The organism is Streptomyces xiaopingdaonensis (genome assembly GCF_000262345.1).
In the GTDB taxonomy this organism is placed as follows: domain Bacteria; phylum Actinomycetota; class Actinomycetes; order Streptomycetales; family Streptomycetaceae; genus Streptomyces; species Streptomyces xiaopingdaonensis.
On the sequence record NZ_AJTQ01000248.1, the window covers coordinates 37,508 to 57,978 of the forward strand.

Here is a 20,471-nt window from a genome sequence, read left to right on the forward strand (position 1 = left end):
GAACAGAGGGAGCACGCATGAGACTTCAGGGGAAGAGCGCCGTCGTCACGGGCGGCGCCGGCGGCATCGGCCGCGGCATCACGGCGGCGTTCCTCCGCGAGGGCGCATCGGTCCTCGTCGTCGACCGCGACGAGGAGGCGCTGCGCACCGCCGAGTCGGAGCTGGACGCCGGCGACGCGCTGCGCACCCTGCGGTGCGACCTCGCGGACCCGTCGGCCGCCGAGGAGATCCGCGCAGCCGCCGTCGGCCGCTTCGGCGGCATCGACGTCCTCGTCAACAACGCACACGCCTCCCGCCAGGCGCCCTTCGCCGAGCACACCCAGGAGATGTTCGCCCTCTCCTTCGACACGGGCTTCCACGCCACGGCCCGCCTGATGCAGTCCTGCTACCCGCACCTGCGCGAGCGCCGCGGCTCGGTGATCAACTTCGCCTCGGGCGCCGGGCTCGACGGCCAGCCCAACCAGGCGTCGTACGCCGCGGCGAAGGAGGCGATCCGCGGTCTGAGCCGCGTCGTCGCCAACGAGTGGGCGGCCGACGGGATCAACGTCAACCTCATCTCCCCGATCGCGCGCACCGCGGGCGTCGACGCGTGGGCGAAGCAGCGCCCCGAGCAGTACGAGCAGGTCGTCCGCAAGATTCCGCTCGGGCACATGGGCGACCCGGAGACGGAGATCGCCCCCGTCGCCGTCTTCCTCGCCAGCGAGGACAGCGCCTACATGACAGGCCAGACGCTGATGGCCGACGGCGGCACCCTCATGCTCCGCTGACCCGCGAGCCGACGCACCGCAGGCGAGGCGTGCCCCCGCCGACCGAGTACCGCGCGCCCCCTCCCGGTGTCCGCCTCCGCGCTGCACGCCCCGACGACGGCCCCGCGGCGCGCCCTCCACCGGGCGGGCATCGACGGGGGCGGCGCCGCCTTCGAGACGGCGGCGCCGAGTCCGGCGCGGCGAAGCTCGCCGGCCACCGCCACGTCGCCGCCGACGAGGAGCGGGCGGCTCCTCGGCCGGGTCGGTCTCACAGCGCGCCGCGTACGCGGGCGTCGTCGAGCACCCGGTCCACGTCCGCGGCGAAGCCCGGCGCCGCGAGCGCGCTCGCCACCCCGACGAAGGCGGCCGACGTCCGGACGGCGCAGTCCGGCACCTTCCCGGAGAACACCGCGAGCCCCGCCTGCCACGCACGCGCCGGCTTCCGCATGGTCGGGCGCCGCGAACGGATGGGCGGGCGCCGGCGACGTGATCCTCGTCGAGCGCCGCAGCCCGCTCGTCCGCTGACCGGGCCACCAACGGACCCGGCGGACGGACCGGTTGGGACCGACCGGCCGCGGCAGGAGAGGAGCGCGCGCTCCGCGGTAGCCTGGAGACGCGGCACCGACGTGTGCCGCGCGGCGGTGGGGCCCGCCGCCCCCAACCGCGGCACCGCCGCCGACGGTCCCTGCTTGCAGCAGTCCCCGCCCGCCAGGGCGCCGTGCGAGTAGGAGATCCCCGTGCCGGAACCGCCCCCCGCCGAAGACCCGGACGTCGACCTCCACCTGCCGGCCCACCGTGCGGAGCTGCGCAGCGGCCGCGCCTCCCTGCTCGGCGCCGTCGCGCTGGGCGGAGCGCTCGGCGCGGGCGCGCGGTACGGCGTCACGCTGCTGTGGCCGACGCCGCACGGCGGCTTCCCCTGGGCCGTCGCCTGCGTCAATACGGCGGGGTGCGCGCTGATCGGCGTCTTCATGGTGCTCCATGAGGAGTTGGGCTCCCCGCACCGGCTGCTGCGCCCGTTCGTCGGGGTCGGCGTCCTCGGCGGGTTCACCACCTTCTCCACCTACGCCGCCGACACCCGCACCCTCCTCGCCGCAGGACGCCCCCTCGTCGCGCTGGCGGACCTCGCGGCGGTACCGCTCCTGGCGCTCGCCGCCGTCGCGGTGTCGGCGCGGGTGACGCGGGCGTGCGTCGCGCGGATACGGAACGCCGAGGGGGCGCGGTGAACTGGCTCCTCGTCCTCGTCGGGGGCGCGCTCGGCGCCCCGCTGCGGTACCTCACCGACCGCGCCGTGCAGTCGCGGCACGAGAGCGCGTTCCCCTGGGGCACGCTCACGGTCAACGTGCTGGGCTGCCTCGGCATCGGCCTCCTCACCGGCGCCGTGCTCGCCGGCGCGGCCCCGTCGGAGCTCCGACTCCTCCTCGGCACCGGCCTGTGCGGCGCCCTCACGACCTACTCGACGTTCTCCTACGAGACGCTCCGCCTCGCCGAGAGCGGCGCCGCCCTCCAGGCCGCCGCCAACGTGGGCGTGAGCGTCCTCGCGGGGTTCGGCGCGGTGCTCCTCGGCGACGCGGCGGCCTCGGCGGCGTGGGGCTGAGTCCGTCGCCGACTCCCCTGCCCCGCGGACGAGTTGACGGCGGCCGCGGTACCGCCCGGCGCCGCGGCGGGCCGCGTGCTAGCTTCTGTATACAGCACGTATGCAGAAGCGTCGGTGGGAGAACTGGCTGTGCAGTCCGGTAGGCAGAAGGCGTACACGTACCTCAAGGAGACGGTGCTCACCGACCCGGCGATGCAGGGCGAGTTCCTCTCCGAGCAGACGATCGCCGACAGCATCGGCGTCTCGCGGACCCCGATCCGCGAGGCGCTCCTGCTCCTCGCCGCCGAGGAACTCGTCAGCCTCGTCCCCAAGCGCGGCGCCTACATCGCGCCCCTCTCCGGCCGCGAGATCGCCGAACTCATGGAGATGCGCGCCGTGTTGGAGCGGCACGCGGCGCGGTGCACGGTCGAGCGCGACACCACGCCCGTGGAGGGGATGGAGCGCGTCCTGCGCGAGCAGAAGTCGCTGCGGGGCGAGCACAGCGCCCGCGAGTTCATCGCCGCCGACCACCGGTTCCACGCCACGCTCATCGGCGCCGTGGGCAACGAGCTGATGGCGAAGCAGTACGACGCGCTCCGCAGCCGGCAGATCCGCGCCGGCGTCGACGCGCTCTACCGCTCCGGCGGACGGCAGGACGAGGTCCTCACCGAGCACCGGCGCATCGTCGAGGCGCTCGGCGAGGGAGACGCGGCGAAGGCGTGCACCGCCATCGACGAGCACATCGCCGCCACCCGCCGCATCCTCACCGACGGCTGACCCGTACGGCCGGCGCCCCGCACCGGCCGTACGCCACGGCACCCGTCACAACCTCCGGTTGTCGAGCACCGCGACCGCCCGGCGCACCCGCTCCACCTCGTCGACGTCCACGTCGGCGACGAGCAGTTCGGGCGCCGTCCCCGCTTCCTGCCGCACGCTTCCGTCGGGGGCGACGAGCAGGCTGTGGCCGATGCCCGTCGGTGCCTCGGTGCGCTCCTCGATGTCGGCCTCCGGGTCCGGCGGCGCCTGGTCGACGGCGGCGACCCAGACCGTCGCGTCGAGCGCGCGGGCCCTCGCCAGGAGCGACCAGTGGTCGAGCTTCCCGGGGCCCGCGCCCCAGGAGGCCGGGACCACGCTGAGCTGGGCGCCCGCGTCGGCGTGCGCGCGGAAGAGCTCGGGGAAGCGCACGTCGTAGCAGGTGGCGAGGCCCGTCCGGACGCCTGCGACGTCGAGCGTCACCACCCGCTGCCCCGGCGCCACGGTGTCGGACTCCCGGAAGCCGAAGGCGTCGTAGAGGTGGATCTTGTCGTAGAAGACCTCGGCGTCGGGACCGGTGGCGAGCAGCGTATTGGCCACCCGGTCGTCCTCGGCGGGCGTGAACATCCCTGCGACGACGGTGAGTCCGTGGCGCCGGGCGAGCTCCCTGAGGCCCTCGGCCCACGGCCCGTCGAGCGGCTCGGCGACGGGGCCGAGCGGAACGCCGAAACAGACCATGGTGGCCTCGGGGAAGACGGCGAGCTGCGCCCCTTCGGCGGCAGCGCGGCCCGCCAACTCGTCCACCGCCCGCAGGTTCTCCTGCGGGTCGCCTCCCGCCGTGAACTGGCACAGCGCGATACGCAACGTGGTCACTGCGACTCCTTTCGCTCGTGCGGCCGGGTTCCTGCGCCCCGCCCGCGGAGAAGGCCCTACGGCCGACCGGCGCCTGCGCGGTCCTCCGGTTCGGCGCCCGCGCCCTCGACGAGGCGACGGTAGCTGTCGTCCTCACCGTGGTCGGGGTCCCTGCCCACGAGCACGCCGATCACCGTCAGCACCGCGGTGACGAGGATGTACCCGGCGAGCGGCAGCCACAGCCCGAACGACCCGAGCAGCGCAGTGAAGACGAGCGGCGCCACGGCGCCGCCGATCACGCCGGCGAGCGTGTAGGCGAGCGAGGACCCGGTGTACCGCAGCCGCGGCGTGAACTGCTCGGCGACGAACGCCGCCTGCGGCCCGTACATCGCGGAGTGGATCACGAGCGCCACGATCACACCGAGCACGAGCAGTCCCCACGAGCCGGTGTTGGCCATCGGGAAGAAGACGAACGGCCAGACGCCCGCGGCCACCGCCGCACCGAGGTAGAGCCGGCGCCGGTTGAGGCGGTCGGAGAGCGCACCGGCGAGCGGGATGAGGAAGATCTGGAGCGCGGAGCCGATGAGCACGGCACCGAGCGCCTTGCTGCGCGCCATCCCCAGCTCCTCGGTGGCGTAGGTGAGGACGAAGACCGTGAACATCGCGTAGAGGACGTCGGGCGCCACCCGGGAGAACACGGCGGCGGCGAGCGGGCGGCGCTGCGTCGTGAAGACCTCGCGGATCGGCGCCTCGGGGCGCTCCCCGACGGCCTCCATCCCCTTGAAGACGGGCGTCTCCTCCAGCCGCACGCGTATCCACAGCCCGAAGGCGACGAGCACGCCGGAGAGGAGGAAGGCGATCCGCCACCCGAAGGAGAGGAACTGGTCCTCGGTGAGCAGGGCACCGAGCGCGGCGAGCGCGCCGTTGGCCATCAAGTTGCCCGCGGGCGGGCCGATTTGCGCCGCCGAGGCCCAGAAGCCCCGTTGCCGCGCGTTCCCGAACTCACTGGTGAGCAGGACGGCACCGCCCCACTCGCCGCCGACGCCGACGCCCTGTGCGAACCGCAGCAGCACCAGCAGGATCGGCGCGATCGGCCCGGCGACCGCGTGCGTCGGCAGGCACCCGATGAGGAAGGTCGCGGCACCGACGAGCACGAGCGTCGCGACGAGTACCCGCTTGCGCCCGATGACGTCGCCGAGTCGCCCGAAGACGAAACCGCCGAGCGGGCGCGAGACGTAGCCGACCGCGTACGTCGAGAAGGCGAGGAGGGTCCCGGTGAGCGGGTCCTCGGACGGAAAGAAGAGCTTGCCGAAGACGAGCGCCGAGGCGGCCGAGTAGACCGCGAAGTCGTACCACTCCAGCGAGGTGCCGGTGAGGCTGGCGGTGAAGGCGCGCACAAGGGTTTTGCGGTCCGGTTCGGCCGGTCCCGGCGAGCCATCCGCGGCTGCCCGGACTGGCTGGTTCTGCTCCACGGGAAGGTCCCCTAACGGTCACGAACCTGCTGTCGTACAGCAGCATACTTGCTGTATACAGGTCGTATGCGCAACCGGAGGGACGCGGAATTTACCCCTCCGAAACCCGGCCTGATCTGGAGGAACCCATGCCGAGCCTGACCTTCACGCTCCCCGACGGCAGCCGCCGCACCGCCACGGCGGTCAGGCTCCTCAACGCCGGGTACGCGGGCCGCAGCCAGGAGGACGTCGCGGCGCACGTCGCCGAGCTCGCCGAGATCGGCGTCCCCGCGCCGGCGACGACACCCGCGCTCTACCCCGTCTCCCCCTACCTCGCGCAGCAGACCGGCACCGTGCGCGTCCAGCACGCGCGCACCTCCGGCGAGGCCGAGTGGGCGCTCGTCGTCGACGACACCGGCGACCTCCTCCTCACGGCGGCCTGCGACCACACCGACCGCGAGCTGGAGGCCCACGGAGTGGCCTGGAGCAAGAACGCGGGTCCCGATGTCCTCGCCGAGCAGGCCTGGCGCCTCGCCGACGTCGCCGAACGCATCGACGACCTGCGCCTCAGCGCGTGGGTCACCGACGCCGGAGGCGCCGAGCGGCTGCTCCAGGACGGCACGGCGGCCGAGCTCCTCACGCCCGAGTACTGGTCCGAAGTCCTGCGCGAGCGGGGCGAGTTGGAGCCCGGGACCGTCCTGATCTCCGGGACGATCCCGATGCTCCCCGACGTCGACCAGTTCGCCGCCGCCTGGCGCGTGCGCCTCTCGGACCCGGCGACGGGCGAGGTCATCGAACTCGCCTACGACGTCGTGCCGATGCCCGAGCCCATCGGCTGACACCGGCGCACCACGGCGCGTTCGGCAGGCGTGGCCCGCGGGCGGCTGGGTAACAGCCCCTCCTGCACGTGGGCCGCGCCAGGCCGTACGCCACGGAGGGAGCCGAAGTGGAGCTGCTGGGACCGCAGGGGTCCGCCGCGTCGACGGGACGCTCGCGCGGGAGAGCGCTGCGCAGGGCCGCGCGCGGGGCCGAGCGGGCGCTGGGCGACGCGCTGCTGCGCGGGGCCGCGCAAGCACGCGGGCTCGGTGCGAACCGGCCGGAAAGAGCCCGTCGTTGGACGCTCCCCGAGATCGACCGGCGGCTCTTCCGCGCCGTGGCCGCTCGGGACTGGCCGGGCGCCGAGAGCACGCTGCCGCGTCTCAGCCGCGCCGCCGACCGCAGCAGGCTGTGGCTGGGCGTGGCCGCCGGCATCGCGGCGAGCCGCTCGCCGCGCGGAGCACGGAGCGCCGTGCGCGGGCTGGCCTCGATCGGGTTCGCCTCGGCCGTCGTCACCCCGCTCGGCAAGCGGTACGTGGGCAGGGCCCGGCCGGTGCTGGAAACCGTGCCGCTCGTACGGCAGTTGAAGCGGCAGCCGTTCACCAGCTCCTTCCCCTCGGGGCACGCGGCCTCGGCCGCCGCCTTCGCCACCGGGGTGGCGTTGGAGTCCCCGCGGTGGGGCGCCGCCGTCGCGCCGCTCGCGGCGGCCGTCGCCTTCTCGCGCGTGTACACGGGCGTGCACTACCCGAGCGACGTGCTCGCCGGCTCGGCGATCGGCGTCTGCGCGGCGCTCGCCGTCCGGGGCATAGCGCCCACCCGCTCCCAACTTCCGGCGCCGGGGCGCCCGTTGGCGCAGGCCCCGGCGCTGCCCTCGGGAGCGGGGCTGGTGCTCGTCGGCAACGTCGGCTCCGGTGGACGCGCCGGAGGGCAGCCCGGGGAGCCGACCGAGCTCGGGGCCGTGCGGCAGCTTTTGCCCGAGGCGGAGGTCATCGTCTGCGACCCGTCGGAGGAGGACCTCGGCGAGGTGCTGGAACGGGCGGCGCGGCGGGCTGCCGCACACGGCGGCGCGCTCGGCGTCCACGGCGGGGACGGCACCCTCAACGCCGCGGCCGGTGCCGCGCTGCGCGCCGGCGTCCCGCTCGCCGTCGTGCCGGGCGGTACGCGCAACCACTTCACCCAGGATCTCGGCGTCGAGACGCCGGTCGACACCTGCCGGGCCGTGCAGGCGGGCGAAGCGGTCAGCGTCGACCTCGGGTGCTTCCGGGACCTGGGGGCGGCGGAAGGCGAAGACCGCGCACGGGACGGGTACTTCCTCAACACGTTCAGCCTCGGCACCTACCCCGAGCTCGTCAGGACCAGGGAGCGGTGGGCGCCGCGGCTCGGCGCGTGGCCCGCGGGGGTGCTCGCCGCCGTCCACGTCCTGCGGACCGGCAGCCCCGTCCACGCCGGGCTCGGCGGCGAATACCGCACCCTCTGGCTGCTCTTCGCCGGCAACTGCGCCTACCGCGCCGGTCTCGCGCCCGTCCGCCGCCGGGACCTCACCGACGGGCAGCTCGACGTGCGCCTCGTCGACGCGGGGAACTGGCCGCGGCTACGGCTCCTCGTCGCCGCGCTCACCAGCGCCGTCGACCGCTCCCCCGTCCACACGACGGCGCGGCTGCGGCAGTTGGTGATCAGCGACATACCCGAGGGCTCCCACCTCGCCTACGACGGCGAGGTGGCACCGGCACCCGCGCGGCTGCTCCTCGACAAGCGCCACGAGGCCCTCACCGTCTACCGCTCGGTGCTCGACTGACGGAGTCGGGCGAGGCGCACGACGCGGCACCGACCGCCCGGCCACGTGCCGGCGGCACGCCGCCCGGACTTCCCTCCGCAAGAGACCCCGGCGCGGAGTTCGGGACCGGCCACTGGCTAAGTCACTTGCTTGACCGGTGTTGACCGAAGGGCGTTCACTGAACGCGGGGCCCGCACCGCAACCGGTGCGTACGCAGGCCCGGCCGCGCCGGCGCTCGCCGCCTGCGAGAGAATGCCGACGCCGACTCCGCCCGCCGCGAGCGGCGCGGCGGCACCCGCGCCGGAGCGATGCAACCCGGGGCGCGGGCGGCGCCGGCCGACGTGCCGCTTGGAACTCGCCGTAACGGAGGAAGAGTTGGAGCCCACCGAGGGACCCGTCGTCCGCGGCCCGCGCACCGCGCCCGAGGGGTGCTGACCGTGCCCGGCAGGACACACGACACACGCGGGGGCGGCACCAGGGAGACCATCCTCGCCGTCGCCGAGCGCCTCTTCGCCGAGCACGGCGTCTACGCCGTCTCCAACCGGCACATCAGCCTGGCGGCAGGACAGGGCAACAACGCAGCCGTCGGCTACCACTTCGGCACCAAGTCCGACCTCGTACGCGCCATCGTCGGCAGGCACGCGAAGCCCATCGACGACCGTCGGGACGCGATGCTCGCCGAGATCGGCGACACCTGCGAGATCCGTGACTGGGTCGCGTGCCTCGTCCGGCCCGGGGTCGACCACCTCGCCTCGCTCGGCTGCCCCACGTGGTACGGGCGGTTCGCCGCGCAGGTGATGACCGATCCGCGGCTGCGCGAGATCGTGATCGACGAGACCTTCGGCCCGTCCGTCCAGCACACCGTCGACGGCCTCAACCGCTGCCTGCCCGACCTCCCGCTGCCGGTGCGCATGCAGCGCAGCAGCATGGCACGCCTCCTGCTCACCCACTCGCTCGCGGAGCGCGAACGCGAACTCGCCGAGGACAGCCACGCCTCCGGGTCGAGCTGGGACGAGTACGCGACCTGGCTCACCGACGCACTGGTCGGCCTCTGGCTCGCGCCCCACACACCCGGGAGCTGAGCGGAGAACCGGGCCGCACCGGAACGCTTCCGCGGATACGCTCCCGTCTCCGCACCGTCGCCGCCGGGAGCCCGACCATGCCCGAACCGTCCTTCGTCCGCCTGCGCGGGCGCCGCTTCGCCTACGTCGACCACGGCGGCCCGGGCCCCGTACTCCTCGCGCTCCACGGGCACTTCGGCCGGGCGACGCTCTTCGACCCGCTCGCCGAGGCGCTGCACGGCCGCTACCGGGTCGTCGCGCTCGACCAGCGGGGGCACGGCCTCTCGGAGAACGGCGGCGACTTCGCACCCGAGGAGTACGCGGAGGACGCGGCTGCCTTCCTGCGCAGGCTGGAGAGCGCCCCCGCCGCGGTCGTCGGCCACTCCATGGGAGGCGCGGTCGCCTACTTCCTCGCGGCCCGCCATCCCGCCCTCGTCTCGGCGCTCGTCGTCGCCGACATGACGACGCGCAACCACGAGCCCGAGACCCGTCCCGTCCTCGACGTCTCGGCCTGGCCGCACCGGGCCGGCTCGCGTGCGCTGCTCCGCTCGGCGATCGAGGCGGACGTCCCGGACGCCTCGTACTTCCTCGACAGCGCGGTCGAGTTCGACGACGGGTGGGGGCTGCTCTTCGACACCGCGGACATGATGGCCTCGCAGCGCGCCCTCGTCGGGGACTTCGGGGAGGTGTGGGCCGCCTCGCGCCAGCCGGCGCTCCTGCTGCGGGCGGGCGAGAGCTTCGTCCTCACCGGAGAGACGGCCCGCCTGATGGCCCGCACGCGTCCGCGCACGGAACTCGTCGAACTCCCCGGCTGCGGCCACTGGCTTCACGCCGACGCACCGCGGACGTTCGCGGAGTCCGTCGGCTCCTTCCTCGACCGGGCCCTACGCGCCGACGCTCACGACTAAACCGATCTGTACACTCAACCGAGTAGACAGACCGGTCTACCGACCGAGAACAGCCGAGGACCCGAGGAAGATCATCATGACGTTCCTGACCGACAACCTCCTCGTCGACGGGGTGCGCCTCGCCTACCGAGACCGCGGCGCGGGCGACCCCGTCGTCCTGCTCCACGGAACCCCCTCGCACTCCGGCGAGTGGCGGGACGTCGCGCCGCGGATCGAGGCGGCCGGCCACCGCACCCTCGCCTACGACCTGCTCGGCTACGGCCTCTCCGAGCGCCCGGCACACCGCGACACCTCCGTCGCCGCGCAGACGGAACTCCTCGGGTCGCTCCTCGACGAAATGGGCCTGGACAAGGTCGACCTCGTCGCCCACGACATCGGCGGCGCCGTCGGCCAGCGGTTCGCCCTCGCCCGGCCGGAGCGCGTGCGGCGCCTGATGCTCGTCGACACCGTCAGCTACGACTCCTGGCCGTCCGCGACGTGGCGCAGGATCATCGACGAGCGGATGGACGAGTACGCCGGCCTCTCACAGGAAGAGTTCGAAGCGCTGCTCACCCGGCAACTCGCCATGACCGTCGAGACCGAAGGGCTGATGGCGGGCGAGGTGCTGGACGCGTACCTCGCCCCGCACCGGTCGGCGCTGGGACGCGCCTCCTTCTTCGAGCACCAGGTACGGCACTACGACGCGACGTACACGGAGGAGATCGCCGACCGGCTCGGCGAACTCACCATGCCCGTGCGCATCCTGTGGGGGGAGCACGACCGCTGGCAGCCGGTCGGCTACGCGGAACGGCTCAGCCGCGACATCCCCCGCGCCGAACTCGTCGTCGTCCCGGGCGCAGGACACTTCGTCATGGAGGACGCCCCGCAGCGGGTCGCACGCGAGATCCTCGACTTCCTCGCCGTCCCGGTCCGGCAGGCGTGAACCGGACCCTGCCGCCGGCGCCAACCCGCGTCGGACCGTGACGAGTTGACGCGCCTCAGAGGGCCTCGGCCGCCGCTCGGGCGACGTCCTGGTCCTGGTCGCCCGAGCCGCCGCTGACGCCGACGCCGCCGACGACCGCGCCGTCGCGGTAGAGCGGCACCCCGCCGGCGAACGTCATCACGCGTCCCCGGTTGGAGACGTTGATCCCGTAGAACTGCTCGCCGGGCAGCGCGTTCCCGCCCAGCTCCCAGGTGGAGGTGTCGAAGGCCCGGGCGGAGAACGCCTTGTCGATGGAGATGTCGACGCTGCCGATCCACGCCCCGTCCATCCGCACGTGCGCGACGAGGTTGCCGCCGTGGTCGACCACGGCGATGTTGCTCGGCTGCCCGTTCTCCGACGCCTGCTTCTCGCCCGCGGCGATCACCCTGCGGGCGTCCTCCAGGGAGACGGTCTCGATGGTCGTCATGGTTCTCCCTCCTGCGGGTGCCCGACCATCGTCCCCCGGCCCGCGCGCTTCGGCCACGCGGAGGGAGGGCGGCCGCGGGGCGGCGGTGCGCGACAACGGAGAGGCAGCGGTTCGGTGCCGTGGGTGACTCCGCACCTGCCGTCGGCCGTCCCGATGCGGGCACGAGGGCGACCCGCGCCGGACGGCTTCGACGCGGCGAACTTCCGCGCGTAAACACGCAGTTGACCCGACCGACGGTGCTCCCGAAAAAGTCGAACTGGATTCTCCGCGTATACGGACTGTACGAGTTCCGCGGCACGGCAGGAGGAAGGCAAGGACGGCAGCGCACTTTCAGGTGATTCCCTCCGGGCGCTCTTGCCCGGGGGACTCGCCCCGCACAATGATTGTTCAGCACCGCGGGGCCCACGGTCGGCGAAGTGGGTTCCGTGGAATGCGTGGATTCTCGTTCCACATTCGACTCCAGGAGAACCGTGATCTCACCACCGAAGAATGTCGCGCGCACCATGGCGATGGCGCTCGCGGCAGCGGCCGCTTTCACCATGACGGGGCCGGCCACGACCGCGTCCGCAATCAACAAGGTCACCTGCAACCCCGGCGCAGGGTACTTGAAGATCTGGTCGCATCTGAACGGTCGTGACAGCGTGGACTGCTACGCAAACCGAGGAAAGACCAACTTCGGAAACTGGTGGGTCGACAAGATCTCCACCGGAAACAACAACGTGAAGTACTACGACGCCAACGGCGACGTGGTGAAGATCAATCGAGGCAAGACCATCAGCTACCCGAACCGCCCACCGAAGGTCAAGGCGATCGAGATTCTCTAGGGAGTTCACGGCGGTACGCGAGCGGACGGGCCGACACGTATTCCGCTCCCCGTACCGCGAGGAATCGTCGATGGCCGCTCGCCCGCCTTTTCGCGGGTGAGCGGCCATCGACGTGGGTGCGGGCAACAACCGGAAAAGCACTCGCAGTTGCAGGCTCGGGACATGCACGTCGGGCGCGAGCGCCGTCAGACTGTTCAGCCCCAGTCGCAACCCGTCACGCCGGCTCGACGGGGAACCAGAGGTCGCAGGTCGCCGTACTGAAGTCGTCCGCGTGCTCGAGTACCGCGACGATCGAGGGGCCCGGCCGGAGACGCCACGGGTTGGAGGGGAACCACTCGGTCGCGGTCGCGGCCCAAGTCTCCTGCAGGGTCTGCGGATGCGGTCCTGAGGTGCGGAAGACCACCCACCTGCCGGCCGGTACGTCGAGCGCGTCGAGGTCCTCGGGGGTCGGCGTGGTGTCCGAGACGGCGACCCCGTGCAGGTAGGTCAACCGGGTGCCCTCCGTGCCGTCGGGATCGACGTCGTCGCAGACTTGCAGCAGGCCCCCGGGCTCGGTGTCGCTGAGGGTCTTCAGCCGGAGGTGCTCCTCCTCCGGCAGTGCACTGACGTGCCGCTCGATGTGCGGGTTGATGCCGTGGTGGATCAGGGGAACACGTACTGCGTGTCCGATCAGACGGAACGCGGGGCGGTCGACGATGCGGGTGTCCATGGGGACGCTCCCTTCGACGGTCAGGCGGAACCTGAGTTGCGGTTGCGTACGCAGAGGGCCTCCGTCGCGGCGCGCGTCGCCCGGACCGGTGCCGTGGACGGCACGGAACGCCCGTCCGAAAGCCTCGGTCGACCCGTATCCGTACCGGACGGCGATGCTCAGCAAGTCGCCCTCCCTGCGGACCACTTCGGCAGCGGCGACGGTCATCCGGCGACGGCGCACGTACTCCGACAGCGGTATGCCGGCCAACGACGAGAACATCCGCCGCAGGTGGTACCCGGTCGTACCGAGCTCTTGGGCCAGCCCGTGGACGTCGAGCTCCTCGGCGAGGTGCTCCTCCACGAGGTCCACGAGGTGGTTGAGTGCCGAGATCACGAGGCCCTCCTTTCGCACTCCATCCTGAGAGGAAATTCAGCCTCGCACCCGACCGCTGCGAACCGATTCGATCGGGTGCCGCCGGGGCCGGCAAGGACTCGACGCATTCCCTCGACTGCGCTCTCCACGCACCGTCTCGCTCAGCAGAAGGCGCGGGCCGGGACACCTGGAAGTGCAGCGCAACGAAACGGCTCGACGACCGAGGCCCCGCGCGGAGGCTTCGTCAACTGGTCGCGACAGTGGGTCGTTGGCTTCTTCGTAGGATGGCCGCCATGTCCGTCCACCTGTCCCGAACGAGCCGAAGAAGGCCCGACGCCCACTTACTCCGAGGCAGTGCCGCGGCCCTCGTGGTGGGACGCGCCGCATGAGTGAGTCGTCTCTGCGTGACCGCATCGAGCGGTACTACGCGAGCGTGCCGTTGCTGTTCTCCGAGGCCGAGGCGTTCGGCAGCCTGCGCCTCTTCGTCCGCAGGAGAGCAGGCAGGCCGTACTACGGCGGTCCGAACCACGCCCGCCCCACCGCAGCCGCCGTGGCGCCCACTGCCGACGACATCGCCCTGGTCCGTGCTCGGCAGCGGGAGCTGGGCGTGCCGGAATCCTTCGAGTGGCTCGCCGAGACGACGCCGTCGCTGCGCGGCCGCCTCGCGGAGGCGGGCCTCTCCGTGGCCGAGCGCCCGCTGATGGTCCTCGACCCGCACCGCCGACTCGCCCCGCAGCCCGTGCCCTACGGCGTCGATGTCCGGGCCCTGGACGCCGACGACCCGGCCCTGCCGGCCGTACTCGCCCTCCCGGGACTCGCGTTCGCGGACGAGGGCACGGCGGTGGGGGCGACAGGCCGCGCGGAGTTGGCGGCAGCGGCCGCAGACCTCACAGCGGACGGCACGGTGGCGACGACGCGGCCCTCTCTCCACGCCGGCCACAAAGTCCTCGTCGCCGCCTTCGCCCCGGACGGCACCCCCCTTGCCGCCGGCCACTACCACCCGGCGGAGAACACGACCGAGATCGGCGGGATCGGCACCCTCGCCGTCGCCCGGCGCCAGGGTCTCGGCGCCGCCGTCATGGCAGCCCTGGTCGCCCACGCCCGCGACCACGGCGTGCGCACCGTCTTCCTCGCCTACGCAGAAGAGGCAGTCGCCCGCATCTACGCCCGCCTCGGTTTCCGCCCCGCCGGTACCACCCTGCTCATCGCTGACCAACCGGCCCGCGGCCAGTGAGGCCGGGAACGCTGACCTGTCACTGCGCCACTGCCGCGAAGGCGGCCTCGGGTTCCCGTGCCATGTCGGGGTAGGCCTGCCCCCGGCGCCTTTCGAGGAGCTTGACGGCCGGCTCAGACCGACCGGTAACGCAGGGGTCGCCGCGAGTGGCGACGCCGGAGGACTTGTCGCGCCCTCCGGCTCGCTGTCCTACCAATTCCGCGCCGCGCTGCTCGCGCCCGCGTTCGACGCCGCCGAGCAACGCATCCAGCCGTAAGTCAACGCCGACCGGACAAAAGCTGGACGAACAGTAGACGCGGAACATGCCGACGCGCCCGGCAGCCATCATCCCGCCCGCCTGATTCAGCACGGATGCCGCCGACCGTGTTGCCACAGGTCAACTCCGGCTCCGCGCCGCACTGCCCAGTTGCCGACGGGCGGCACCGGCACGCCGATGCACAGGCGACGCGGCTCGGCACCCACGGGAGCTTCTGGTCCTGCCCGAAGGTATCCACTTACCCAAATTTCGACAACACCTTGCCCGCCCCCTCCAGGAATGCAAGGCCCAGGGAACGACTCAGCAGCTCAACATTGACGATCATTGGCAACTGTTGCCAACAGGATGCCCGTGCACTAGCGTGACCGCCGGTCAGCACGAAACCTGCCCCACGAGCCCGTTCCCGTCGGCCCTTTCGCCGCAGGCGCCGCAGGGGAAGCGCGCACCTGTCGCGCGTTCCCTTCACGACTTCCGCCCGGAGAGAAAATGAGCATGATCGTCCGCGTCGTGGCCCGTTTTGACGTCGGTTGCCCGCGCCCTGACCTTCCTGGTCGCCGATCCGTCCGGCACCGGCCTGCCGTCGGGCGGGCCTTCGGAGCCGTCGCCGGTGACATCGACTGAGCGCCGACGCCCGGAGCCGGTCGGCGTCCGATCCCCCGGCCCCGTGGGAGCGGCGACCGTCGCCCCAGCCACTGCGCGGCGGGTCCTCGCCCCGGACCGTCGGCGCGCGCGTCAGAACCACCCGAACTCGACGGCCCGGCGCGGGAGTTCAGCGCCCCGGTGCCACGTCGCCAGACCGTGAACGTCCTTCCTATTGGAGTTGAGATGAACGGGTCGTCCGAACAGGCCGTCGGCCTGGACCGCACCGTCCGCTTCGGAGAGGTCCAGTACGACTTCCACGTCCGCTCCGGCACCTCGGGACGGAGCGACCTGCGTACCCGCCTGACCGAGCTGGACGCGGATCGCTTCGTGCTCGTCGCCGATACCGGGCTCCCGGAGGAGCTGATGCAGGCGGTCGAGCTGAACCTCGGCACCGTCGCCCCCACCACGGTCGTCAGAGCCCGGGCGGCCGAGTCGGAGAAGAACCTCACCGCTCTGGACCGTATCGCCGAGCAGGCCCTCGAAAGCGGCATCACGCGCCGGTCCGTCGTGGTCGCACTCGGCGGCGGAGTCGTCGGCAACCTCGCCGGCCTGCTCGCCGCGCTGCTCTTCCGCGGAATACGGCTGGTGCACATGCCCACCACGCTCCTCGGCATGTCCGACTCCGTGCTCTCCCTGAAGCAGGCCGTCAACTCGTCCTGCGGGAAGAACCACTTGGGAACCTTCCATGCCCCGGTGATGGTGTGGAACGACCTCGATTTCCTCCGGACGCTGCCGGCGGACGAAATACGCTCCGCGCTCTGCGAGACGATCAAAAACGTGCTCGGTATCGTCCCGGAGCACTACGACGAGGTCGCCTCCCTGCTGCGTACCGACGCCGACTACACCCCGGAGGTACTGGGCCGCTTCATCGACCTGTGCGTCGACGCCAAGTCCGCCGTCATGCGCAGCGATCACCAGGAGAAGGGGGAGGCCCTGATCCTGGAGTACGGTCACACCACCGGGCACGCCGCGGAACTTCTCACCGGCGGGCGGTTCAGACACGGCTACGCGATCGGAGTCGGCATGCTCGCCGCCGCCCGCATGTCCCGGCGGCTCGGCGTCCTCGACCTCTCCGACGAGCACGCCCACCGCGAGCTCCTCGAACGCAACGGAGCACCGACGCAGTTGCCACCGGGCCTGCTCACCGACGCCTTGGTCGAAGTGGTGCGACGGGACAACAAGCGGGGATACCTGCCCGGCACCCCTGGGACTCTGGACTACATCCTGCTGGAGGCGCCGGGCCGGGCACACCGTCCGGGCGGCCGGATGATCACCCAGGTCGACGAGGAGACGGTACGGGCAGGCATCGAGTCCGTTCTCCACGACCAGCGCTCCCTGGTGGTGGCCTGAGATGGCGACCGTGGTACGCGGCGAGCGCCGCCCCTTCGGCCCGATCGCCAACGACGTCTCCGGCCCCGCGGTCACCCACCGCCAGGTCGGCGGGGAGGGGGTGTGCCGCTGGAAGATGCTGATGAACGGCATGCACCTGGAGGGCGAGTGGAACTGCGTCGAGTACGTGGTGATCGAGCCCGGTGGCTCGGTCGGTGAACACGTCCACCTGCGCACCGAGGAGATCTACTACATCGTCTCCGGCCGCGCCCTTCTCACCATGAACGGGGAGGAGTCCGAGGTGTCCGCCGGCGACCTCGTCACCACCCCGATCGGCGCGGCCCACGCCATAGCCAACCGCGGCGACACCGACATGCACTTCTTCGTCACCGAGGTGTTCCCCGGTACGGGCCCCGCCGCGGAACCCGCGGTCGTGCGGGTACCGGAGCTGCTCGCCCCGCAGGGGGGCAACCGTGTCGCCCGCGTGGACCTGACGCCGCACTTCACCGGCGACTGGAGGGAGTTCCGGCTGCTGGAGGTCCCGCCGGGCGGACGGATCGAGGAGGACGTGCCGCAGGACCGCTCCGTAGTGCTGCACGTGCTGGAGGGCAGCGCAGCGATCGGCACCGACGGTGAGGAGTACCGGGGGGTGGCCGGGCTCTCGGTGGCCGTGCCGCCCCGCTACGTCGCCACCGTCGACAACACGCACGCGCAGCGACGGCTGAGGGTCATTCGCACGGAGGTGGGGGTCAGGTGAAGCTCGGACTCGAAGGACGGCGGGTCGTCGTCACGGGAGCCGCCGGCGGCATCGGGGCCGGGACGGCGCGGGCGCTGGCGGCCGAGGGAGCACGGCTGGCCCTGCTCGACCGGGACGAGACCGAACTCAAAAGTGTGCAGGCCGAGTTGGAAGGGACGGCGGAGGTCGTGGCCGTCACCGGCGACCTCTCGACCGGAAGGGGCGTCCAGGAGGCGGTCGACGCCGCGCTGGTGGAGCTCGGCGGCGGTGCGGACGTCCTGGTCAACAACGTCGGCCAGTGCCGGGCCCGGACTTTCGACGAACTCAGCGACCAGGACTGGCTGGACACCTTCGAGATCAACTTCATGAGCGCGGTACGAGCGACCAGGCTCGTGCTGCCGGGGATGCGGGAGCGCGGCCGGGGAAGCATCGTCGTCAACGCCTCCGACCTGGCCCGCCAGCCGGAGGCCGGACCGGCCGACTACCAGGTCTCCAAGGTCGCGCTGGTCAGCCTCGCCAAGGGTCTGGCGCTCTCGGAGGGGCCGGCGGTCCGGGTCAACGCCGTCGCACCAGGCCCGGTGTGGACCCCGCTGTGGACCCGCCCGGGAGGCTTCGCGGACACGCTCGGTGACGTCCACGGCCGCGACGCACGCGAGGCGGTGGAGCACGAGCTGAGCAGACGTCAGTTGCCGCTCGGGCGGATGGGTGCCCCCGACGAGGTCGCCCGGGTCATCACCTTTCTCGCCTCCGACGCCGCCTCCTTCGTCACCGGTTCGGTCTGGGGGGTGGACGGCGGCACCATCCGCGGCCTGCTCTGACCCTTCCTCCCGTCCACAGTCCGGCAAGGAGACCACTGATGAGCACAACACGGGCGCCGCACGGCCGCCCCCCGCTCCGCGCGGGCCGGCCCTGGCCCCGCTGGCCGCGTCCCTCGGCGGGAGCCGAGCAGGCTCTGCTGGAGGTCCTGCACTCGGGACGCTGGTCCATCGCGAGCCCGTACGACGGGAATCCGACGCACGAGCAGCGGTTCGCGGCCCGGTTCGCGGCATACCTCGGCGTCGGCAACTGCGTCCCGACCGCCAGCGGCACCGCCTCCCTGATGACGGCGCTCGAAGCATGCGGGGTGGGCGCGGGTGACGAGGTGATCGTGCCCGCGCTCTCCTGGGCGGCGTCGGCCTCGACCGTGCTGGGGGTCAACGCGGTTCCGGTCTTCGCCGACGTGGACCCCGGCACGCTCTGCCTCGATCCGGCCGCTGCCGAGGCCGCCATCACCCCCGCGACCAAGGCGATCATGGTCGTGCACCTGTATTCGGCGGTCGCCGAACTGGCCGCTCTGCGGGCGCTCGCCGACCGGCACGGGCTCGCCCTGATCGAGGACAGCGCCCAAGCGCACGGCGCCTCCTACCGGGGCCGCAAAGTGGGCACCGTCGGCGACGCCGGGACCTTCAGCATGCACCACACCAAACTGCTCAGCAGCGGGGAGGGAGGCGCGGCCGTCACACACGACGCGCGCATCGCCCGCCGGATCGAGCATCTGCGCGCCGACGGCCGGTGCCGGAGCACGGCCCCGCCCGCCCCCGGCCTCCCCGAACTCGTCGAGAGCGGCGAGCTGATGGGCAGCAACCGCTGCCTCTCGGAATTCCAGTCCGCCCTGCTGACCGCCCAGCTCGAAGAGCTCGACGGGCTGAACGCGGTACGGCGGGCCAATGCGGAGACGCTCGACCGCCTGCTCGGCGGGATGGGGCTCACCCCGCAGCGGACCTCGCCCGGTACCACGGAACGCACCTACTTCGGATACGCGGTCGGTCTGCCCGGCGCAGTACTGAGCACGATGCCGGCCGAAACCGTCGCCGGTGCCCTCACCGTCGAACTCGGTCTGCACGTGAAGCAGGTGTACCCACCGCTGTACGCCAGCCCGCTCTACGACCCGGCCTCACGCCCCCGGTTCGACATCGGCTCCGGGCACCTCGACCGGCTGGTCCGCGGCCGACACGACCTGCCGGTCGCCGAGCAGGCGGCCCGCTCCTTCCTCACCTTCCACCACGCGGCCCTGCTCGGTGAGGAGGCGGACATGGAAGACATCGCCGAGGCCTTCCGGCGCGTTCTCGGTTCTTGCGCGGAGCTGCCGGGCTAGGGGCCGTGCGTCCCGTCCCCCATGGGCGTCGCGCTGGTGGGCCGGAGGTCCGCGTTGCCTGCCGTGCCGCGCCGGTGTCAGGCGGCGGCCTCGTGCAGGCTCCGGAGCGCTCGTACGGCGGAGCGGATTTCCAGCAGGTAGGCGGTGGCGCCCAGGGTCCAGGCCAGGGCCGGCGGCACGGATTGCGCCGTGTGGCCGACGGTGTCGACGCGGGCGCCGTGCGGCAGCGCCAGCATGCGCAACGCCGTGAAGTGCTGGGCCGGCACGTTGACGGCGCTGGTCACCAACAACAGCCGTGTGCCTGGACGGAGCCGGCCGAGGCGATCGGCGAAGAACGCGTACGTGTCGGCGGTGTCGGCGCGGCGGCCGGGTGTGCGCGAAGGCGCCGCCGCCACCCGGACCGGCAGCCCCGCGGTGGTTCGGTAGTGCCGCACGCCCCAGGTCTCGCCGACCTCGGGGGAGTTCTCCCCGACGACTCGTTCGGGCTCGCCCAGCCCGAACGCCTCACGGGTACATGCGTCCAGGGCCTGGAACTCGTCACGGAGGCGGGGGTGTCCGATGGCGACGGCATGGGAGAACTCCTCCGGGGAGAAGGGGCGGTGGCCTCCGAGCGCGGTGACGGACCCCGCGTCGAGCCGCCCGGTGTTCAGCAGCCGCGCCGCTTCACCGGTGCGGACACGGCATCCCCGCAAGGTTCCGCCCAGCACCAGCACGTGGTCGTAGGCGGGGAACCGCGGCGGGGGGCTGTCGCGCAGGCCGAGCGCGGTGGCGGCCTCCAGTGCCAGCGTCTCCTGGCGGCCCGTCAACTCCAGCGCGCGAGCTTGGTGCCGCTCCCCGCCTCCGCGGGTGTCCCACCTGTCGGTGAAGGCGTCCAGCCGTGCCAGCAGTCCGCTGCCGGCGGGCGTCCCCGCGGCGAGCGCCTCGGCGAGCC

General features: G+C 72.6%; 22 protein-coding genes. 15 read left to right on the forward strand and 7 right to left on the reverse strand.

Translation table 11 applies throughout. From position 1 onward, the window contains the following. Nucleotides 1–17 precede the first annotated feature (17 nt). On the forward strand, nucleotides 18–767 hold the full coding sequence (locus UWG_RS0119560; RefSeq protein ID WP_029391597.1) for an SDR family NAD(P)-dependent oxidoreductase: 750 nt from the start codon (nucleotides 18–20) through the stop codon (nucleotides 765–767). 247 nt (nucleotides 768–1,014) lie between these two features. Here the strand turns inward: UWG_RS0119560 and UWG_RS33115 are convergent, their stop codons facing one another. Further along, nucleotides 1,015–1,194, reverse strand: a complete 180-nt coding sequence (locus UWG_RS33115; protein WP_016908898.1) for a hypothetical protein — start codon at nucleotides 1,192–1,194, stop codon at nucleotides 1,015–1,017. Between the two features lie 289 nt (nucleotides 1,195–1,483). Between UWG_RS33115 and UWG_RS0119570 the strand changes: the two genes are divergently transcribed. The 3 genes from UWG_RS0119570 (at nucleotide 1,484) to UWG_RS0119580 (ending at nucleotide 3,096) form a co-directional block, all read left to right on the forward strand. Continuing rightward, complete coding sequence (locus UWG_RS0119570; protein WP_016908899.1) at nucleotides 1,484–1,969, forward strand: fluoride efflux transporter FluC; 486 nt, start codon at nucleotides 1,484–1,486, stop codon at nucleotides 1,967–1,969. Next, nucleotides 1,966–2,340, forward strand: a complete 375-nt coding sequence (gene crcB, locus UWG_RS0119575; protein ID WP_016908900.1) for a fluoride efflux transporter CrcB — start codon at nucleotides 1,966–1,968, stop codon at nucleotides 2,338–2,340. The genes UWG_RS0119570 and crcB overlap by 4 nt, the downstream gene beginning before the upstream one ends. Nucleotides 2,341–2,469: 129 nt before the next feature. Next, nucleotides 2,470–3,096, forward strand: coding sequence for a GntR family transcriptional regulator (locus UWG_RS0119580; RefSeq protein ID WP_016908901.1), 627 nt, complete (start codon nucleotides 2,470–2,472; stop codon nucleotides 3,094–3,096). Between the two features lie 45 nt (nucleotides 3,097–3,141). Here UWG_RS0119580 and UWG_RS0119585 read toward each other — a convergent pair whose 3' ends face one another. Together UWG_RS0119585 and UWG_RS0119590 are read right to left on the reverse strand one after the other, a co-directional pair. Further along, nucleotides 3,142–3,936, reverse strand: coding sequence for a carbon-nitrogen hydrolase family protein (locus UWG_RS0119585; RefSeq protein WP_029391598.1), 795 nt, complete (start codon nucleotides 3,934–3,936; stop codon nucleotides 3,142–3,144). A 65-nt stretch (nucleotides 3,937–4,001) separates the two neighbouring features. Continuing rightward, entirely contained in the window at nucleotides 4,002–5,321 is a 1,320-nt protein-coding gene (locus tag UWG_RS0119590; RefSeq protein WP_016908903.1) for an MFS transporter, read from the reverse strand. A gap of 203 nt (nucleotides 5,322–5,524) precedes the next feature. On the opposite strand from UWG_RS0119590, the gene UWG_RS0119595 reads away from it, so the two are divergent. The 5 genes from UWG_RS0119595 to UWG_RS0119615 all read left to right on the forward strand — a co-directional run bounded on the left by UWG_RS0119595 (nucleotide 5,525) and on the right by UWG_RS0119615 (nucleotide 10,856). After that, nucleotides 5,525–6,214 (forward strand): DUF2848 domain-containing protein, encoded by a 690-nt coding sequence (locus UWG_RS0119595; protein ID WP_016908904.1) that lies wholly within the window; start codon nucleotides 5,525–5,527, stop codon nucleotides 6,212–6,214. A gap of 107 nt (nucleotides 6,215–6,321) precedes the next feature. Then, nucleotides 6,322–7,986, forward strand: a complete 1,665-nt coding sequence (locus UWG_RS0119600) for a bifunctional phosphatase PAP2/diacylglycerol kinase family protein (protein WP_016908905.1) — start codon at nucleotides 6,322–6,324, stop codon at nucleotides 7,984–7,986. 407 nt (nucleotides 7,987–8,393) lie between these two features. Next, a complete protein-coding gene (locus UWG_RS0119605) occupies nucleotides 8,394–9,047 on the forward strand; it encodes a TetR/AcrR family transcriptional regulator (protein ID WP_016908906.1) in 654 nt (217 codons plus the stop codon). A gap of 77 nt (nucleotides 9,048–9,124) precedes the next feature. Beyond that, nucleotides 9,125–9,934 (forward strand): alpha/beta fold hydrolase, encoded by an 810-nt coding sequence (locus tag UWG_RS0119610; protein ID WP_016908907.1) that lies wholly within the window; start codon nucleotides 9,125–9,127, stop codon nucleotides 9,932–9,934. Between the two features lie 76 nt (nucleotides 9,935–10,010). Next, nucleotides 10,011–10,856: an alpha/beta fold hydrolase gene (locus UWG_RS0119615; RefSeq protein WP_016908908.1), complete on the forward strand. Its 846-nt coding sequence runs from the start codon at nucleotides 10,011–10,013 to the stop codon at nucleotides 10,854–10,856. A gap of 55 nt (nucleotides 10,857–10,911) precedes the next feature. Here the strand turns inward: UWG_RS0119615 and UWG_RS0119620 are convergent, their stop codons facing one another. Next, nucleotides 10,912–11,322: a GlcG/HbpS family heme-binding protein gene (locus tag UWG_RS0119620; protein ID WP_016908909.1), complete on the reverse strand. Its 411-nt coding sequence runs from the start codon at nucleotides 11,320–11,322 to the stop codon at nucleotides 10,912–10,914. Between the two features lie 509 nt (nucleotides 11,323–11,831). Between UWG_RS0119620 and UWG_RS0119630 the strand changes: the two genes are divergently transcribed. Continuing rightward, nucleotides 11,832–12,146 (forward strand): beta/gamma crystallin domain-containing protein, encoded by a 315-nt coding sequence (locus UWG_RS0119630; RefSeq protein ID WP_193386465.1) that lies wholly within the window; start codon nucleotides 11,832–11,834, stop codon nucleotides 12,144–12,146. A gap of 214 nt (nucleotides 12,147–12,360) precedes the next feature. On the opposite strand, the gene UWG_RS0119635 is transcribed toward UWG_RS0119630, so the two are convergent. Then, nucleotides 12,361–13,230, reverse strand: a complete 870-nt coding sequence (locus UWG_RS0119635; RefSeq protein WP_016908911.1) for an AraC family transcriptional regulator — start codon at nucleotides 13,228–13,230, stop codon at nucleotides 12,361–12,363. Between the two features lie 364 nt (nucleotides 13,231–13,594). Here UWG_RS0119635 and UWG_RS0119640 point away from each other — a divergent pair, with 364 nt between their 5' ends. Beyond that, a complete protein-coding gene (locus tag UWG_RS0119640; protein WP_016908912.1) occupies nucleotides 13,595–14,443 on the forward strand; it encodes a GNAT family N-acetyltransferase in 849 nt (282 codons plus the stop codon). A gap of 19 nt (nucleotides 14,444–14,462) precedes the next feature. Here the strand turns inward: UWG_RS0119640 and UWG_RS33120 are convergent, their stop codons facing one another. Beyond that, on the reverse strand, nucleotides 14,463–14,792 hold the full coding sequence (locus UWG_RS33120; RefSeq protein ID WP_016908913.1) for a hypothetical protein: 330 nt from the start codon (nucleotides 14,790–14,792) through the stop codon (nucleotides 14,463–14,465). A gap of 732 nt (nucleotides 14,793–15,524) precedes the next feature. Here UWG_RS33120 and UWG_RS30525 point away from each other — a divergent pair. The 4 genes from UWG_RS30525 to UWG_RS0119665 are packed head-to-tail and all read left to right on the forward strand — an operon-like array spanning nucleotide 15,525 to nucleotide 19,540. Beyond that, nucleotides 15,525–16,691 carry a 2-deoxy-scyllo-inosose synthase gene (locus UWG_RS30525; RefSeq protein ID WP_016908914.1) on the forward strand — a complete coding sequence of 389 codons (1,167 nt, stop codon included), beginning with the start codon at nucleotides 15,525–15,527 and terminating at the stop codon, nucleotides 16,689–16,691. 1 nt (nucleotide 16,692) lies between these two features. Beyond that, the gene (locus UWG_RS31780) at nucleotides 16,693–17,427 is read left to right on the forward strand and encodes a cupin domain-containing protein (protein ID WP_016908915.1); all 735 of its coding nucleotides are present in this window, start codon (nucleotides 16,693–16,695) and stop codon (nucleotides 17,425–17,427) included. Continuing rightward, nucleotides 17,424–18,224 (forward strand): SDR family NAD(P)-dependent oxidoreductase, encoded by an 801-nt coding sequence (locus tag UWG_RS0119660; protein ID WP_016908916.1) that lies wholly within the window; start codon nucleotides 17,424–17,426, stop codon nucleotides 18,222–18,224. Before UWG_RS31780 ends, UWG_RS0119660 begins: the two co-directional genes overlap by 4 nt. A 38-nt stretch (nucleotides 18,225–18,262) precedes the next feature. After that, nucleotides 18,263–19,540: a DegT/DnrJ/EryC1/StrS aminotransferase family protein gene (locus UWG_RS0119665; protein WP_016908917.1), complete on the forward strand. Its 1,278-nt coding sequence runs from the start codon at nucleotides 18,263–18,265 to the stop codon at nucleotides 19,538–19,540. Between the two features lie 77 nt (nucleotides 19,541–19,617). On the opposite strand, the gene UWG_RS0119670 is transcribed toward UWG_RS0119665, so the two are convergent. Next, nucleotides 19,618–20,471 (reverse strand): hypothetical protein (locus UWG_RS0119670; RefSeq protein ID WP_016908918.1); only part of this gene is annotated, 854 nt, incomplete at its 5' end.

What these genes read in the sequence shown, in the direction of transcription:
- UWG_RS0119560 (WP_029391597.1), top strand. Translation starts at nt 18, where the DNA reads ATGAGACTTCAGGGGAAGAGCGCCGTCGTCACGGGCGGCGCCGGCGGC.
- UWG_RS33115 (WP_016908898.1), bottom strand. Translation starts at nt 1,194, where the DNA reads ATGCGGAAGCCGGCGCGTGCGTGGCAGGCGGGGCTCGCGGTGTTCTCC.
- UWG_RS0119595 (WP_016908904.1), top strand. Translation starts at nt 5,525, where the DNA reads ATGCCGAGCCTGACCTTCACGCTCCCCGACGGCAGCCGCCGCACCGCC.
- UWG_RS0119610 (WP_016908907.1), top strand. Translation starts at nt 9,125, where the DNA reads ATGCCCGAACCGTCCTTCGTCCGCCTGCGCGGGCGCCGCTTCGCCTAC.
- UWG_RS0119615 (WP_016908908.1), top strand. Translation starts at nt 10,011, where the DNA reads ATGACGTTCCTGACCGACAACCTCCTCGTCGACGGGGTGCGCCTCGCC.
- UWG_RS0119620 (WP_016908909.1), bottom strand. Translation starts at nt 11,322, where the DNA reads ATGACGACCATCGAGACCGTCTCCCTGGAGGACGCCCGCAGGGTGATC.
- UWG_RS0119630 (WP_193386465.1), top strand. Translation starts at nt 11,832, where the DNA reads ATGGCGCTCGCGGCAGCGGCCGCTTTCACCATGACGGGGCCGGCCACG.
- UWG_RS0119640 (WP_016908912.1), top strand. Translation starts at nt 13,595, where the DNA reads ATGAGTGAGTCGTCTCTGCGTGACCGCATCGAGCGGTACTACGCGAGC.
- UWG_RS30525 (WP_016908914.1), top strand. Translation starts at nt 15,525, where the DNA reads ATGAACGGGTCGTCCGAACAGGCCGTCGGCCTGGACCGCACCGTCCGC.
- UWG_RS31780 (WP_016908915.1), top strand. Translation starts at nt 16,693, where the DNA reads ATGGCGACCGTGGTACGCGGCGAGCGCCGCCCCTTCGGCCCGATCGCC.
- UWG_RS0119665 (WP_016908917.1), top strand. Translation starts at nt 18,263, where the DNA reads ATGAGCACAACACGGGCGCCGCACGGCCGCCCCCCGCTCCGCGCGGGC.